The organism is Mycobacterium sp. Marseille-P9652 (assembly GCF_902652685.1).
Classification (GTDB): domain Bacteria; phylum Actinomycetota; class Actinomycetes; order Mycobacteriales; family Mycobacteriaceae; genus Mycobacterium.
This window is the reverse complement of record NZ_CACRUY010000011.1, coordinates 85,834-100,582: the sequence shown is the minus strand read 5'-3', so window position 1 is coordinate 100,582 and position 14,749 is coordinate 85,834. Positions and strand designations below refer to the sequence as shown.

At 71.3% G+C, this 14,749-nt stretch carries 14 protein-coding genes; 2 read left to right on the top strand and 12 right to left on the bottom strand.

The window, feature by feature from the left end; all coding sequences use genetic code 11:
* Positions 1-55: 55 nt before the first annotated feature.
* Positions 56-1,405: a WS/DGAT/MGAT family O-acyltransferase gene (locus GPY60_RS09140; protein WP_156687333.1), complete on the top strand. Its 1,350-nt coding sequence runs from the start codon at positions 56-58 to the stop codon at positions 1,403-1,405.
* Positions 1,406-1,471: 66 nt separating this feature from the next.
* Here GPY60_RS09140 and groL read toward each other — a convergent pair whose 3' ends face one another.
* A complete protein-coding gene (gene groL / locus GPY60_RS09135) occupies positions 1,472-3,097 on the bottom strand; it encodes a chaperonin GroEL (protein WP_156687332.1) in 1,626 nt (541 codons plus the stop codon).
* A gap of 146 nt (positions 3,098-3,243) precedes the next feature.
* Positions 3,244-3,546, bottom strand: a complete 303-nt coding sequence (gene groES, locus GPY60_RS09130) for a co-chaperone GroES (protein WP_156687331.1) — start codon at positions 3,544-3,546, stop codon at positions 3,244-3,246.
* Positions 3,547-3,786: 240 nt separating this feature from the next.
* Between groES and GPY60_RS09125 the strand changes: the two genes are divergently transcribed.
* Positions 3,787-4,305, top strand: a complete 519-nt coding sequence (locus tag GPY60_RS09125; RefSeq protein WP_231639499.1) for a hypothetical protein — start codon at positions 3,787-3,789, stop codon at positions 4,303-4,305.
* 11 nt (positions 4,306-4,316) lie between these two features.
* Here the strand turns inward: GPY60_RS09125 and tsaD are convergent, their stop codons facing one another.
* From tsaD to GPY60_RS09075, 10 genes are read right to left on the bottom strand one after another with little or no spacing between them, the layout of a single operon-like run.
* Positions 4,317-5,339, bottom strand: coding sequence for a tRNA (adenosine(37)-N6)-threonylcarbamoyltransferase complex transferase subunit TsaD (gene tsaD, locus GPY60_RS09120; RefSeq protein ID WP_156687330.1), 1,023 nt, complete (start codon positions 5,337-5,339; stop codon positions 4,317-4,319).
* Complete coding sequence (rimI, locus tag GPY60_RS09115; protein ID WP_156687329.1) at positions 5,336-5,797, bottom strand: ribosomal protein S18-alanine N-acetyltransferase; 462 nt, start codon at positions 5,795-5,797, stop codon at positions 5,336-5,338. The genes tsaD and rimI overlap by 4 nt, the downstream gene beginning before the upstream one ends.
* A complete protein-coding gene (gene tsaB, locus GPY60_RS09110) occupies positions 5,794-6,468 on the bottom strand; it encodes a tRNA (adenosine(37)-N6)-threonylcarbamoyltransferase complex dimerization subunit type 1 TsaB (RefSeq protein WP_156687328.1) in 675 nt (224 codons plus the stop codon). The genes rimI and tsaB overlap by 4 nt, the downstream gene beginning before the upstream one ends.
* Positions 6,465-6,941, bottom strand: a complete 477-nt coding sequence (gene tsaE / locus GPY60_RS09105) for a tRNA (adenosine(37)-N6)-threonylcarbamoyltransferase complex ATPase subunit type 1 TsaE (protein ID WP_156687327.1) — start codon at positions 6,939-6,941, stop codon at positions 6,465-6,467. Before tsaE ends, tsaB begins: the two co-directional genes overlap by 4 nt.
* Positions 6,934-7,986, bottom strand: a complete 1,053-nt coding sequence (locus tag GPY60_RS09100) for an alpha/beta fold hydrolase (protein WP_197283609.1) — start codon at positions 7,984-7,986, stop codon at positions 6,934-6,936. Before GPY60_RS09100 ends, tsaE begins: the two co-directional genes overlap by 8 nt.
* A gap of 52 nt (positions 7,987-8,038) precedes the next feature.
* The gene (alr, locus tag GPY60_RS09095) at positions 8,039-9,205 is read right to left on the bottom strand and encodes an alanine racemase (protein ID WP_197283606.1); all 1,167 of its coding nucleotides are present in this window, start codon (positions 9,203-9,205) and stop codon (positions 8,039-8,041) included.
* 39 nt (positions 9,206-9,244) lie between these two features.
* On the bottom strand, positions 9,245-10,627 hold the full coding sequence (locus GPY60_RS09090; RefSeq protein ID WP_156687324.1) for a glutamate decarboxylase: 1,383 nt from the start codon (positions 10,625-10,627) through the stop codon (positions 9,245-9,247).
* A gap of 14 nt (positions 10,628-10,641) precedes the next feature.
* On the bottom strand, positions 10,642-12,063 hold the full coding sequence (locus GPY60_RS09085; protein WP_156687323.1) for an NAD(P)H-hydrate dehydratase: 1,422 nt from the start codon (positions 12,061-12,063) through the stop codon (positions 10,642-10,644).
* Between the two features lie 5 nt (positions 12,064-12,068).
* Positions 12,069-13,964, bottom strand: a complete 1,896-nt coding sequence (locus GPY60_RS09080; RefSeq protein WP_231639497.1) for an alpha/beta hydrolase family protein — start codon at positions 13,962-13,964, stop codon at positions 12,069-12,071.
* Positions 13,965-13,969: 5 nt separating this feature from the next.
* On the bottom strand, positions 13,970-14,683 hold the full coding sequence (locus GPY60_RS09075; protein WP_156687322.1) for a rhomboid-like protein: 714 nt from the start codon (positions 14,681-14,683) through the stop codon (positions 13,970-13,972).
* Positions 14,684-14,749: the final 66 nt, after the last annotated feature.

Here is a 14,749-nt window from a genome sequence, read left to right as displayed (position 1 = left end):
CTCCCGCCCGCTTCGGCACTACCTTTCCGGGCAACTACTCACGCTAGGACAAGCCATGAACCTGATGTCACCGGTCGAGTCGATGATGTTGCTCGCCGAGTCGCCCGGCCACCCGATGCATGTCGCCGGACTGCAGCTCTTCGAGCCGCCGCAGGACGCGGGCCCGGAGTTCGTCCGCGAGTACTACGAGGCGCTGCGGGCGCGCGACGACGTCGCGCCGATCTTCCGCAAGCACCCGGCCACCCTGCCGGGAGGTCTGACCGCCGGCTGGTCGTCGGCGACCGACGTGGATCTCGACTACCACGTTCGGCACTCGGCACTGCCCCGTCCCGGTCGGGTCAGGGAACTGCTCGAACTCACGTCGCGAATGCACTCCGGGATGCTCGACCGGCACCGTCCGCTGTGGGAGACCCACGTCATCGAAGGGCTGAACGACGGACGCTTCGCGGTGTACACCAAGATTCACCACAGCCTGGTCGACGGGGTGGCGGCGATCAACTTCCTTCAGGCCGCGCTAAGTGCGGATCCACTCGACACGCAGACCCGCGCGCCGTGGGCGTTGCCGAATGAGGCTGAAGACGATGCCGGCACTTCGTCGAAGCTGCGGACGCTGACGGGGGCCATCAAGTCCATTCCCCGCGCCGGCGCCTCGACGCTCGGCCTGGTTCGCAGCGCCGTGCTCGAACAGCAGCTGACGTTGCCGTTCCGGGCGCCGAACACCATGCTCAATGTCCCGATCGGCGGTGCCCGGCGCTGCGCCGCGCAGTCGTGGCCGCTGCAGCGCATCAAGGACGTCAAGAACGCCACCGGCTGCACCGTCAACGACGTCGTGCTCGCGATGTGCGCCGGCGCCCTTCGCGCATACCTCACCGAGCAGAACGCGCTGCCCGAAAAGCCCTTGGTGGCAATGGTTCCGGTGAGCCTGCGGACCGCCGACGACGCCGCCGGGGGAAACGCGGTGTCGGCGGTCCTGGCCAATTTGGCCACGCACATCGAGGACCCCGCCCAACGCCTCGCGACGATCGGCGAGTGCATGCGCAACAGCAAGGCGGTGCTGGCCCAGATGCCGAGAACCCAGGCGGTGGCAATGGGGATGATGTTGCTTTCGCCGGTGGTTCTGGGCGGTGTGCTGGGTACCGCGGCGGGGCCACCGCCGTTCAACGTGTGCATCTCCAACGTTCCCGGCGCCCGAAAATCGTTGTACGCCAGGGGCGCACGGCTGCAGGGCAGCTATCCGATGTCCATCGCGGCCAACGGGCAGGCGCTCAACATCACGCTGGTGGGAAGCGGCGACAGCCTCGACTTCGGCCTCGTGGGATGCCGCCGTGCCGTGCCGCACCTGCAGCGGCTGCTGACCCATCTGGAGACGTCCCTCAAGGACCTGGAGCGCGCCGCGGGGTGCTGACTCTGCCTCGGGCCGGCGCGCACCGAGCGTGGGGCCTGCACAGGCCCCACGCTCGGGCGTCAACCTCTAGTGGTGGTGATGATGCCCGTGGCCATGGCCGTGGCCGTCCTCCTCGTCGGCCGGCTTCTCCACGACGGCCGTCTCGGTGGTGAGGACCATGCGGGCAACCGACGCGGCGTTGACCACCGCCGAGCGGGTCACCTTGACCGGGTCGATGACGCCCTCGGCCACCAGGTCGCCGTAGGTGAGCGTCTCGGCGTTGAGCCCGTGTCCGCCAGGCAGTTCGCCGACCTTGTTCACCACAACCGACCCGTCCAGCCCGGCGTTGGTGGCGATCCAGTACAGCGGCGCGGCCAGCGCCTCGGAGAACACGTCGACGCCGACGGCCTCGTCGCCGCTGAGCGACGCACGCAGGTCCTTCAGCGCCGCGCGCGCCTGGATGAGCGCCGTGCCGCCGCCGGAGACGATGCCCTCCTCGACCGCGGCCTTGGCAGCCGCGACGGCGTCCTCGACGCTCTCCTTGCGCTCCTTGAGCGCCGTCTCGGTGGCGGCGCCGACCTTGAGGACGGCCACCCCGCCGGCCAGCTTGGCCAGACGCTCCTGCAGCTTCTCGCGGTCCCAGTCCGAGTCGCTCTTCTCGATCTCGGAGCGCAGCTGCTTGATGCGGCCCTCGACCGCCTCCTTGGAGCCGCCGCCGTCGACGATGATGGTGTCGTCCTTGCTGACGACCACGCGGCGGGCCGAACCGAGCACCTCGAGTCCAACCTCACGCAGCACCAGGCCGGTGTCGGGGTTGACCACCTCGCCGCCGGTGACGATCGCCAGGTCCTGCAGGAACGCCTTGCGCCGGTCGCCGAAGAACGGCGCCTTGACCGCGACCGCACGCAGCGTCTTGCGGATGGAGTTGACCACCAGCGTCGCCAGGGCCTCGCCCTCGACGTCCTCGGCGATGATCACCAGCGGCTTGCCCGCCTCGGCGGCCTTCTCGAGCAGCGGCAGCAGGTCGGGCAGCGAGCTGATCTTGTCCTGGTGCAGCAGTATCAGCGCGTCGTCGAGCACCGCCTCCTGGGAGTCGAAGTCGGTGACGAAGTAGGCCGACAGGAAGCCCTTGTCGAAGCCGACGCCCTCGGTGAACTCCAGCTCGGTGCTCAGCGTGGAGGACTCCTCGACGCTGACCACGCCGTCGGCGCCGACCTTGTTCATCGCCTCGCCGACCAGCTCACCGAGATGCGCGTCGCGCGACGAGACCGTTGCCACCTGGGCGATGGCGTCCTTGCCGGACACCGGGGTCGCCGAGGCGAGCAGCGCCTCGGACACTGCGTCCGCGGCCTTGCCGATGCCCGAACCCAGCTCGATCGGGTTGACGCCCGCGGCGACCAGCCGCAGGCCGCCCTTCACCAGCGCCTGCGCCAGCACGGTCGCCGTGGTGGTGCCGTCACCCGCGACGTCGTTGGTCTTGGTCGCCACCGACTTCACCAGCTGGGCGCCTAGGTTCTCGAACGGGTCCTCCAGTTCGATCTCGCGCGCGACGGTGACGCCGTCGTTGGTGACGGTCGGGCCGCCGAAAGCCTTGGCCAGCACCACGTGCCGGCCGTGCGGGCCGAGTGTCACGCGAACGGCGTCGGCGAGCTTGTTGACGCCCGCCTCCATGGCCCGGCGCGCGACCTCGTCGTACTCAATAACCTTGCTCATCAGGTTCCTTCCGCCCGCCCGACGACGCACGCCGGAAATCGGCCCGCATCAGGAGACGGGAAATTCAGCTAACGCCCCTACCAACGCGCGCCGCCCCGGAAATCACCCGCGGTGTGCACGGGGATCGCCGGGGCGGAACACGGTGCTTACTTGTTGACGACAGCCAGCACGTCGCGGGCCGAGAGGATCAGGTATTCCTCGCCGTTGTACTTGATCTCGGTGCCGCCGTACTTGCTGTAGATGACGGTGTCGCCCTCGGACACGTCGAGCGGGATCCGCTTCTCGCCGTCCTCGTCCCAGCGGCCGGGACCGACGGCAACGACGGTGCCTTCCTGCGGCTTCTCCTTGGCGGTGTCAGGAATGACCAGACCGGAAGCGGTCGTGGTCTCGGCCTCGTTGGCCTGCACGAGAATCTTGTCCTCGAGTGGCTTGATGTTCACCTTCGCCACGATTGGAGCCCTCCACTTGAGATCGGGTCCGGGGCCTCCGGACCGGAGTTGGCGGCCGGCCGGGAATCGCCCGAACCGTCCGATTTATCAGATGTACCGGCATTCGGCCGTGCCCTCGCGCCGTCGTCGCGGGTGCCGACGCAAGGGAGCGCCCGATTGCCACCTAGCACTCTATACACGAGAGTGCTAGCACTCAAGGGCGCCTCGCTGCTTCTCGCTGAGGGCATACAACATGGCCGCATGGCCCCGTCCCGCTTCAGCCAGATATCGGCGACCGTCGCGGCCGGTGTCGCGGTCCTAATCGCGGGATGCGATGCGCTGCACGCCCTCAGCCATGGCGTGATCCACCCGATGACACCCGACCAGTCCAAAGCCCAGGTGGTCGACGCGACGCGGGAGATCGTCGCCTCGCTGGACCTACACGGCGCCCAGGCCTTCTTCTGGCGCGCGTCGTGCAACGACGACGGCGTCGCCCCCTTCCGCGGGGAGGTCGCCATCAGGTACCCGCCCGCCCCCAGCTTCGAGCAGTCCGACGCCGAAATCGCCCGCATGGTGCAACACCTGCAGACGCTGGGCTGGTCGGGCGATCCCGGCTTCCACACCCACGGCGCGGCGCTGACGAAACACGACGTCGTGGCCGTCTTCGGCCCACAGAATGTGAGCACCCCCAACCGGAGCATCGACATCTTGGGCGAGTGCCGGGACGTGACCACCACCAAAGCGACCAAAGGATCCGCCCAGCCGGTCACCTTGAGCTGACCGGGGCGACCTTAGCTCACCTGGCCTTTCACCACAGGCAGCCCCGGATCGCTGGGCACGTCCAGCGGCGAGGGCGCCGCCCCGGCCGCCACCAGGTGGGCGGCGAAGGACGCGATCATCGCGCCGTTGTCCGTGCAGAGCCGCGGCCTCGGGATGCGCAGCGTCAGCCCGGCCGCGGCGCAGCGCTCCTCGGCCAGCTCGCGCAACCGCGAGTTGGCGGCCACTCCCCCGGCGATCAGCAGGGTCGAGACGCCGAGCCCGGCGGCGGCGCGCACGGCCTTCTTGGTGAGCACGTCGGCGACGGCCTCCTGGAACCCGGCCGCGACGTCGGCGGTCGCGGCGTCGGGGTGGCTCTCGATGTACCGGGCGACGGCGGTCTTGAGCCCGGAGAAGCTGAACGCGAACGGGTCGTCGGACGGGCCGGTCATCCCGCGCGGGAACACGATCGCGTCACGGTCGCCGGCGCGGGCCAGTTCGTCGAGCACCCTGCCGCCCGGATAGCCCAGCCCCAGCAGCCGCGCCACCTTGTCGTAGGCCTCGCCGGCGGCGTCGTCGACGGTGCTGCCCAGCTCCAGGATCGGCTCGCCGAGCGACCGCACGTGCAGCAGGTGGGTGTGCCCGCCGGAGACCAGCAGCGCGACACACTCGGGCAGCGGCCCGTGCTCGTAGACGTCGGCGGCCAGGTGTCCGCCGAGGTGGTTGACGGCGTAGAACGGCACACCCCAGGCGGCCGCGTATGCCTTCGCCGCCGCGACGCCCACCAGGAGCGCGCCGGCCAGGCCGGGCCCGATGGTGGCGGCGACGATGTCGGGCTTGTCCACGCCCGCGGCCGCGAGCGCGCGGCGCATCGTCGGGCCGAGGGCCTCCAGGTGCGCCCGCGACGCGATCTCGGGGACGACGCCGCCGAAGCGCACGTGCTCGTCGACGCTGGAGGCCACCTCGTCGGCGAGCAGCGTCACGGCGCCGTCCGCGTCGAGGCGGGCGATGCCGACTCCCGTTTCGTCACAGGAGGTTTCGATAGCGAGGAGGATCATGAGGCGTCCCGCCGCATCGTGTAGGCGTCGGCGCCGCTGACCCGGTAGTACCGCCGGCGCAGGCCGACCTGCTCGAACCCCACGCTGCGGTACAGCGCGATGGCCGGCTCGTTGTCGGTGCGGACCTCCAGGTAGACCACGCCGCCGTCGGCGAAGTCGAGCAGCTGCTCGAGCAGCCGGCGGCCGATACCCTTCCCCTGATACGCCGGGTCGACGCCGATCGTGTGGACCTCGTACTCGAAGGGGGGCGTGCGGCCCAACCGCGAGATGCCGGCGTACCCGACGAGCGCGCCGTCGACGCGCGCGGCCACGTAATGGTTGTGCTTGCTGGCCAATTCGCGGTTGAACGCCGCCGCCGGCCACGGGTCGTCGCCGTCGAACAGCTGCGCCTCCAGCTCGGCGCAGCGCCGGGCGTCGGCTTGCGTCAGCGCGCCGATCGTGAGTCCCGGCGCCGTCATCGACGGGCCTCCAGCGGCTTGGCGTCGGGCCGGCGCAGGTAGAGGGCGACCAACGGCAGCGGCCGCTCCGACCAATCGGGCACCGCTGAGCCCGATGGCGCGCCTCCTTCTCGGGCCGTCCCGGCCCGCATCGTCACCGCGCGGACCAGCCCGGCCGGTGTCGGATACACGGGCTCCACCCGCGGCAGGTCGAACAGCGCCGCGTGTTCCGGCGAGCCCGCGACCGCCCGCGCGGGGCCGGGGTCGACGTCGGCCGGGGCGTTCACCCCGGGGCCCGCCATGCGGACCCCGTCGTTGTAGCGCGCCCAATACACCTCGCGCCGGCGGGCGTCGGTGACCACCAGCGTGTCGCCGCCGGTGCGCACCCCGATCGCGTCCAGGCTGCACACGCCGCGGACGGGGATGCCGAGCGCGTGCCCGTAGGCCGCGGCGGTCGCCATCCCGGCCCGCAGGCCGGTGAACGGGCCGGGCCCACAGCCGACGACGACCGCATCCAGGTCGGACATCGAAAGCCCCGCGTCGGCGAGGGCGGCCAGCACGTTGGGGGTGAGCCGTTCGGCGTGCGCGCGCGGGTCGACGGTGATGCGCTCGGCCAATACGGCAAGATCGTGCAGCCGCACGATGCCCGCCGTCACGGCGGGGGTGGCGGTGTCGAGTGCGAGGACGATCATGTGCGGTTCCACCCCCACGTCGCGATCCGCACGTCCGATCCGCTGACGCGCTCGAGGCGGACGTCGAGGTGACGCTCCGAGAGCCGCTCGGCAAGCCCCTCACCCCACTCGACCACGACCACGGAGTCGTCGAGGTCGCTGTCGAGGTCCAGGGAATCGAGCTCACCCAACAGGTCGGTGGCTGACTCGTCGAGCAGCCGGTACATGTCGACGTGGATCATCGCCGGGGCCCCCGGTCGCCGCGCCGGATGGACCCGCGCCAGCACGTACGACGGCGAGGTCACCGGACCGTCGACGTCCATCGCCGCGGCGATTCCCTTGGCCAGCACGGTCTTTCCCGCACCGAGGGGGCCGGAGAGCACCACCACGTCACCCGCGCGCAGCTGCGCGCCCAGCCGCGATCCCAGGGCGAGGGTGTCCTCGACGCGGTCGAGGGTGGCGGTGCCCGACAGGGCCAGTTGTTGCTCACCCATTGCGCCGCAACCGTTCTCGCGCGCGCCGCAAGGCGAGCCTCGTGCGGCCGGGGGTCGACCGCCTGACCAGCCGGACCAGGCCGTCGTTGATGGCCTCCGGTTTGTCCAGCAGCGCAAGGTGGCTCGCGCCCTCGACGATCACCAGCTCCGACTGCGGCAGTGACGCCGCCATCCGGCGTGAGTACTCGTCGGGGGTCAGCAGGTCGTGGTCGCCGCAGGCGATCAGCGTCGGGATGCGCAGCAGCGTCCACAGTCCCGCCGTCTCGTCGTGGCGTTCGAGGGCCTCCAGGAACTCCACCATCGTGGGGATCGGCGTGCCGTTCATCATCTGCTGGGAGAACGCGTCGAGGCTTCGGCTCACCTGCAGGTCGCTGTAGGACGCGGCCCGCAGCACCGGGCCGATCAGCGAGCGCGACACGTTGCGGCCCCGGTGGATCAGCTTAGGCGCCGACCGCGCGGTGAACCGAAACGCTTCCAGCGCAGGGTTTTTGAGGATCTCCCCCAGCGGCGACCGGGCCACCCCCTCGGCGGCCGAGGAGATCAGCGCGGCGCCGACGATCCGGCGCCCGTAGTGCTCGGGGAACTGGCGGGCGTGGGACAGCACCGTCATGCCGCCCATCGAGTGGCCGACGAGCACGACGACGCCGCGCGGCGCGGCCACCTTCAGCACGCTGTCCAGGTCCCTACCGAGCTGGGTCAGGGTGTAGGTCTCGGGCGGCGCCTCGCCGGAACGGCCGTGGCCGCGCTGGTCGTAGAACACCATCCGGACGTCGCCGCCCAGCCGATCGGGCAGGCGGGTGCGCTGAAAGTGGAAGGCGCCCATGCGCAGACAGAATCCGTGGACGAACACCATGGTCAGCGGCGCGTTGATCGGGCCGGCCTCGCGAACCGCCAGCGGCACCCCGTCCGGGGTGGTCACCACGTACCCGCGGTCGTCGTCGAGCCGGTCGAAATCCTCGTCGGCGTACGGGTCCTCGACGCCGACGGCGCGCTGGGTCATCGAGCGGCGGGCCGACGCCCCGACAATGGTGGCGACGGCCGTCAGCCCCGCGCCTCCCGCAAGCCAGGCGCTGCCCCTGGGCACCCTGCGGGTGTCGTCAGAACTCAACGGTTCGCGCCTCGCGATAGGTCCGGGTGACGCGCCCCCGCGGGCTGGTCACCACCTCGTAGTGGATCGTGCCGAGCAGGTCGGCCCACTCCTGGGCGGTCGGTTCGCCCTGGGTGCCGGGCCCGAACAGGATCGCCTCGTCGCCCTCGCTCACGTCGGGCCGGCCCGGTCCGAGGTCGACGACGAACTGGTCCATGCAGATTCGCCCGACGCCAGGCCGCCGCCTGCCGTTGATCAGCACCTCCAGGCGCCCGCCCAGCGCGCGGAACACCCCGTCGGCGTAGCCGATGGGCATCAGCGCCAGGGTGGTGTCGCGGTCGGCGACCCACGTGTGCCCGTACGACACGCCCTCGCCGGCGCGGATCGACTTCACCAGCGCCACGGGGCATTTCACCGTCATCGCGGGCACCAGCCCCATGTCTCCGAGCTGCGGGACGGGGCTCAGGCCGTACACCGCGATGCCCGGGCGCACGAGGTCGAACGCGAGGTCCGGGCGCGACATGGTGGCCGAGGAGTTCGCCAGGTGCGCGATCTCGAACCGCAGCCCCGCGCCGCGGGCCTGCGCCAGCATGCCGGTGAACCGCTCCGCCTGCACGTCGTTGGTGGGGTTCTCCGGCTGGTCGGCGTAGACCATGTGCGACATCAGGCCCCGCAGCCGGATAGCGTCGTCGGCGACGGCGCGGCCCAGCGCGGCCAGCATGGACGGGTACCGGTCCGGGGGCACGCCGTTGCGGTTCAGCCCGGTGTCGACCTTCACGGTCACCGTCGCGGTCCGGCCGGTGCGACGCACGGCGTCGAGGAGCTCCTCGAGCTGGCGTTCGCTCGACACCGCGATTCCGACGTCGGCCAGCAGCGCGGGCCCGAAGTCGAGCCCGGGCGGATGCAGCCACGCTAGGAGGGGCGCGGTGATGCCGTCGGCGCGCAGCGTCAGCGCCTCATCGACCGTCGCGACGCCGAGCTCGGCGGCGCCGGCGGCCAGCGCGGCCTGGGCGACCCGGGTGGCCCCGTGCCCGTAGCCGTCGGCCTTGACCACGGCCATGACCTGCGCGGGGCCGGCGTGCTCGCGCAGCACCCGCACGTTGTGCTCGATGGCGCCGAGGTCGACGACCGCCTCGGCAAGGACGCCGGGCGTCAGGGATATCGGCGTGACGGACACGTCGACCATTCTCCCAGAAGCCCGCCGAATGCCGGTGGCTCAGTGCGCGAAGTGCTGGGCGTCGTAATGCCCGCCCGGCTTGATTTTGTCCAGCGACGCCAGCGCCGAGGTGGCGTCGTCGTGCAGCGCCCGGGCCAGGTCGGCCGAGAGCCCCTCGCGCACGACGATGCGCAGCACCGACACGTCGGTGGCGTTGTCGGGCATGGTGTAGGCGGGCACCTGCCAGCCGTAGGTCCGCAGCTCGTGGGACACGTCGAACTCGGTGTAGCCGCGGTCCTTGGACAACCGGAAGGCGACGACGGGGATCGCCGATCCGTCGGAGATCAGCTCGCAGTGCTCGCTGACCCGCAGCTGCTCGCCCAGCCAGCGCGCCGTCTCGCTCAGCGCCTCCATCACCTTGGTGTAGCCCTCGCGGCCCAGCCGCAGGAAGTTGTAGTACTGGCCCACCACCTGGTTGCCCGGGCGCGAGAAGTTCAGCGTGAAGGTGGGCATGTCGCCGCCGAGGTAGTTCACCCGGAAGACCAGCTCGTCAGGCAGGTATTCCTTGCTGCGCCACACCACGAAGCCGACGCCGGGGTACGTCAGCCCGTACTTGTGCCCGCTGACGTTAATCGACACCACCCGGGGCAGCCGGAAATCCCACCTGATCTCGGGGTGGAGGAACGGCACGACGAACCCGCCGCTGGCGGCGTCGACGTGCACAGGCACGTCCACCCCGCCGCCCGCGGCCAGCTTGTCCAGTGCCGCGCAGATCTCGGCGACGGGCTCCAGCTCGCCGGTGTACGTGGTGCCCAGGATCGCCACCACGCCGATGGTGTCCTCGTCCACCGCCTCGACGACCTGCTCGGGGGTGATGACGTAGCGCCCCTCCTCCATCGGCAGGTAGCGCGGTTCGACGTCGAAGTAGCGGCAGAACTTCTCCCACACGACCTGCACGTTGGAGCCCATCACCAGATTCGGCGTGCGGGTCTTCCAGTCCTTCCCCACCTTGGCCCGCCACCGCCACTTCATCGCCAGGCCGCCGAGCATAACGGCCTCGCTGGAACCGATGGTGGACACGCCGCACGCGCTGTAGGGATCTGCGTCGCTCAGGCCCTCGGCGTGGAAGAGGTCGGCCACCATGCACACGCAGCGCTGCTCGATCGCCGCGGTCGCCGGGTACTCGTCCTTGTCGATCATGTTCTTGTCGAAGGTCTCGGCCATCAGGCGGCCGGCCTCGGGGTCCATCCACGTGGTGACGAACGTCGCGAGGTTCAGCCGCGAGCTGCCGTCGAGCATCAGCTCGTCGTGGATGAAGCGGTAGGCCGCCTCGGGGTCCATCGACTCCTCGGGCATCCGCAGCGCGGGGATGGGCGCGGTGAACAGCCGGCCCGTGTAGGCGGGGGCGATGGCGTGCGCGGGCTGGGACGGATGTTGGGGCACTGCGGGTCCTTTCGTTAGAGGGCGGCCAGCGCGGCCCTGATGTGCGGAACCATGCGGGACGACGACGTCGGCGCGTCGCCCGGGCCCGGGTCGGCGGCCGACAGCGCGGCCGCGTGCGCGTGCACGAACGCCGCGGCCGCCGCCGCTTCGGCGGGCTGCAGCCCGGAGGCGAGCAGCGCGCCGATCATCCCGGACAGCACGTCGCCGGAGCCGGCGGTCGCCGCCCAGGACTGCCCGGCCGGGTTGAGGTACACCGGGCCGCCGGGATCGGCGACGACGGTGACGTTCCCCTTCAGCAGCACGGTCGCGCCGAACGTGTCGGCGAGCTTGCGGCACGCCCCGACGCGGTCGTCCCCCGGCGGGTTACCCGCCAGCCGGGCGAATTCACCGGCGTGCGGGGTGAGCACCGTCGGCGCGGTCCGGTTGACCACGAGGTCGGGGTGGGCCGCGAGGATCGTGAGCCCATCGGCGTCGACGATCACCGGCAGGTCGGTCTCCAACGCGAACCACAGCGCCGCGGCCCCGACGTCGTCGGTGCCGAGTCCGGGGCCGACCACCCAGGACTGCACCCGCCCGGCCGACGCCGGCGTGGGCGAAGCGATCACCTCGGGCCAGTGCGCGAGCACCTCGGTGTGCGCGCTGCCGGCGTAGCGGACCATGCCCGAGGTGGCGGCGACGGCGGCGCCGGTGCACAGCACCGCGGCGCCGGGATAGGCCGACGAGCCGGCCATCACGCCCGTCACGCCCTGGGTGTACTTGTCGTCGTGCGGGCCGGGCACGGGCCAGCGCGCGGCGACGTCGGCGGCCTCGAAGCCCAGGACGTCGGTGTCGGGAAGGTCGAGCCCGATGTCGATCAGCTTCACGCGCCCGCAGTCGGCCAGCGCGTGCACGGGCTTGAGGCCGCCGAAGGTGACGGTGAGGGCGGCGTGCACCGCGGGGCCGGTGACCGCCCCGGTCTCCACGTCGACGCCGCTGGGGATGTCGACGGCGACGACGGGGATGCCGAGCGCGTCGACGTGGGCGAACACCTCGGCCGCGGCCGGCCGCAACGGGCCGCTGCCGGAGATGCCGACGACGCCGTCGAGCACGAGATCCGTTGTCGGGGAAACTCTTTCGACGACCCTGCCGCCGGCCGCGCGGAACGCCGCCAGGCCCTTGCGGTGGGTGTGGTCGGGGTTCAGGAGCACCGCGTCGGCGGCCGCGCCCCGGCGGCGCACGAACGTCGCGGCCCACAGCGCGTCACCCCCGTTGTCGCCGGACCCGACGACCGCACACACCCGGCGGCCCGCGACCCCGCCGGTGCGGGCCGTCAGCTCGCCGATGACCGCGGTGGCCAGCCCGAAGGCCGCGCGCCGCATCAACGCTCCGTCGGGCAGGCTGGCCAGCAGCGGGGCTTCGGCGTCGCGGATCGCGTCCACGGAGTAGTAATGCCGCATTCCCGCTAGCATTCCATCCCGCCGGCGGGCCGCGCGAACGCCTCGGTCAGCCACCGGTTCATCTCGGCGGCGAGCACCGCCCGGTTCTCCCGCTTGACGATCGCGTGCCCGTCGTCGTCGAACAGCAGGTAGCGCACCGCACGCCCGGCGCCGCTCAGGGCGTCGACGATCTGCTCCGACTCGCTGACGGGCACGTTGGTGTCGTGCGCCCCGTGCACCACGAGCAGCGGCGCCGTGAGCGCGTCGGCCCGGCGCAGGGGGGATAGCCGCTCGAGCACCTCGCGGTCGTTGACCGGGTGGCCGTATTCGGCGTACGCCGCCTCGGCGATCCACGGCTCGGTGTTGCGGAAGAAGGTGGTCAGGTCGCTCATGCCGCAGATGGTGATGCCGGCCACGAACAGGTCGGGGTGAAATGCCAAGGCCGCCATGGTCAGATAGCCGCCGTAGGACCAGCCGGCGCAGGCGATCCGGGCGGGGTCGGCGAGGCCGTTGTCGATCAGGAAGCGCACGCAGTCGGCCACGTCGTCGATGGCGGCGAACCGCAGCGCCTTGTCGTCGGCGTGCACGAAGGTTCGCCCCAGCCCGCCGGAGCCCCGGACGTTCGGCGTCAGGACGGTGATGCCGTCGTTGACCAGTTCCGCGAGGATCTCGTTGTACCGCGGCCGGGCCTGGCCTTCGGGCCCGCCGTGCAGATACACGAGCGCGCCCGCCGGGGTGGCGGCCCGGTACAGCCAGGCGTTCAGGCCCAGCCCGTCGCGCGCGGTGATCGTCTCCGGCGCCGCCGGGACCGAGAATCCCGGGACCACCGGCCCGCTGGCCGGTTCGCGGTCGATGAGTTCCCAGCGGCGCGATCGCGGGTCGACGAGCTCGACGGTCCGCGGCATCGACGGCCCCTCGACCGTCATCGCGATCATCGAGCCGCCGGCGCTGATGGACAGTTCGCCCGCGACCACGCCGGGCAGCGGAATCGGCTCGGTGAGCGTGTAGTCGGTGTGCTCGAGGATCTGTAACTCGCTGCGCCCCTGGGTGTTCCACAGCAGCGCCACGGTGGACTGGTCGTCGCTGACGACGAACGCATCGAGGTCGCAGTCGGGGCGTTCGGCGACGACGAAGTAGGTGACGCCGTCCGGCGTGACCGTCACCTCCAGCAGCCGGGCATGCTCGCAGCCGTTGTCGCTGCGGATCAGCGCGCGGACGTAGCCGCGGCCCGGGCCGTCGAGCGGGGTGCGCCCGTCGACCAGGTAGTTGGCGGCCGGGTAGTACAGCTTGGTCAGTTCGCCGGTCGGTCCGTACCGGAGGCGGCGCGGATGGTGGTCGTCGAGGATGACCCCGGCGTCGGTGACCGAGCCGGGATCCGATGGCAGCAGGGCGATCTCGGTGGCGCCGTGCAGCATCACCATCTCGTGGTAACCGCGGGGGCCGACACGGATGAGCGACGCTCCCGCCCACGCGTCGACGAGCCGGCCGCCGGAGCGGCGGTCCACCACGGTGCAGCGGCCGTCGGCCGGGTCGATCAGGCACGACCGGCCGATGCCGTCCTCGCACGTCAGGATCGCCGCCACCCACGTGCCGTCCCACGCGATCAGTTCGGCGGTCCCGGAGTCCTGTCCGTCGATGCGCCAGGCCGTCCGGTCGTCGGGATCGGTGGTGACCACCCAGATCTGGTGTCGCGTCCCTCCGCCGGGCGCCACCTCGCAGGCCAGCCACCGGCCGTCGGCCGAGTGCAGCACCCTCGAGACGGAGCCCTCGACGGGAAGCACCACATCGCGCGACTCGCTCGCCCGCCGGCCGCGCAGAAAGCGCTGCACCGCGCGGGGATAACCGCCGTCGTCGACGAGGTGGGCGAACGCGGTCGCGTCCGGGGACAGGGACGCGCCGTAGAGCGTGCGCACCCGCCGCACGCGCGTCAGCCGGTTTTCTCGGAGGAGCGGCGGTCGCGGAAGGCGGGCCCGATCCGGGCCGGGTTCAACTGCCGGCCGCCCCGGGCGCGGGCCATCGGGTAGAAGGCGAGGCCGATCAGGATCGAGGTGAAGTGCCCGATCGCGGTGAAGTTCAGCTCGACGCGGTCCATCGTGAGCAGGGGAAAGGTGTAGATGATGAACAGGATCGCGAGGTAGCCCCACCTCCACGGCCGGGCGATGTGGTAGGCCAGCACGGCGATGATGCCGACCAGGAAGTAGCTGACGCCGATGTCGCGGGCGTTGATCAGCCGCTCGGCGGCGTCGCGTCGCTCGATCGCGAAGTACAGCATGCCCTCGCTGATGTAGGTGGACAGGATGTGGGCGGTCAAACCCACCGTGAGCCAACGCAAGTGGCCCAGCCAGTGTTCGGCCGGCGCGAGGAACAGCGTGAACAGCAGCAGGTACGGCTCCAGGTTGCGGCCGTCGATCCACAGCAGGCTGGAGAACAGCACGTCGAGCGGGTCGCGCGCCAGCCCGTGGATGTTGGTCGAATGGTGCAGCAGCATCGAGTGCAGTTGCCGCCCGGAGAGCACGTTCTGAATGACCGTCGTGATCGCCAGCACGGCCAGCCAGCTGTAGGTCAGCGGCGCACCGCTGACGAAGTGCCATACGGCGAGCCCCATGCCGCGCAGTCGTGCCCGCACCGGTGCATCAGCCACGAGTCAACCTTCGCACGCTTTGGCGCGTGCGGGAGGGGTTAGCCGGCAGGCGTGTCAACCGCCGGG

What these genes read in the sequence shown, in the direction of transcription:
- GPY60_RS09140 (WP_156687333.1), top strand. Translation starts at nt 56, where the DNA reads ATGAACCTGATGTCACCGGTCGAGTCGATGATGTTGCTCGCCGAGTCG.
- rimI (WP_156687329.1), bottom strand. Translation starts at nt 5,797, where the DNA reads ATGACGGCGCCGGGACTCACGATCGGCGCGCTGACGCAAGCCGACGCC.
- tsaE (WP_156687327.1), bottom strand. Translation starts at nt 6,941, where the DNA reads ATGGGTGAGCAACAACTGGCCCTGTCGGGCACCGCCACCCTCGACCGC.
- groL (WP_156687332.1), bottom strand. Translation starts at nt 3,097, where the DNA reads ATGAGCAAGGTTATTGAGTACGACGAGGTCGCGCGCCGGGCCATGGAG.
- tsaB (WP_156687328.1), bottom strand. Translation starts at nt 6,468, where the DNA reads ATGATCGTCCTCGCACTCGACACCGCCACCCCCGCCGTGACGGCGGGC.
- tsaD (WP_156687330.1), bottom strand. Translation starts at nt 5,339, where the DNA reads ATGATCCTCCTCGCTATCGAAACCTCCTGTGACGAAACGGGAGTCGGC.
- GPY60_RS09125 (WP_231639499.1), top strand. Translation starts at nt 3,787, where the DNA reads ATGGCCCCGTCCCGCTTCAGCCAGATATCGGCGACCGTCGCGGCCGGT.
- GPY60_RS09085 (WP_156687323.1), bottom strand. Translation starts at nt 12,063, where the DNA reads ATGCGGCATTACTACTCCGTGGACGCGATCCGCGACGCCGAAGCCCCG.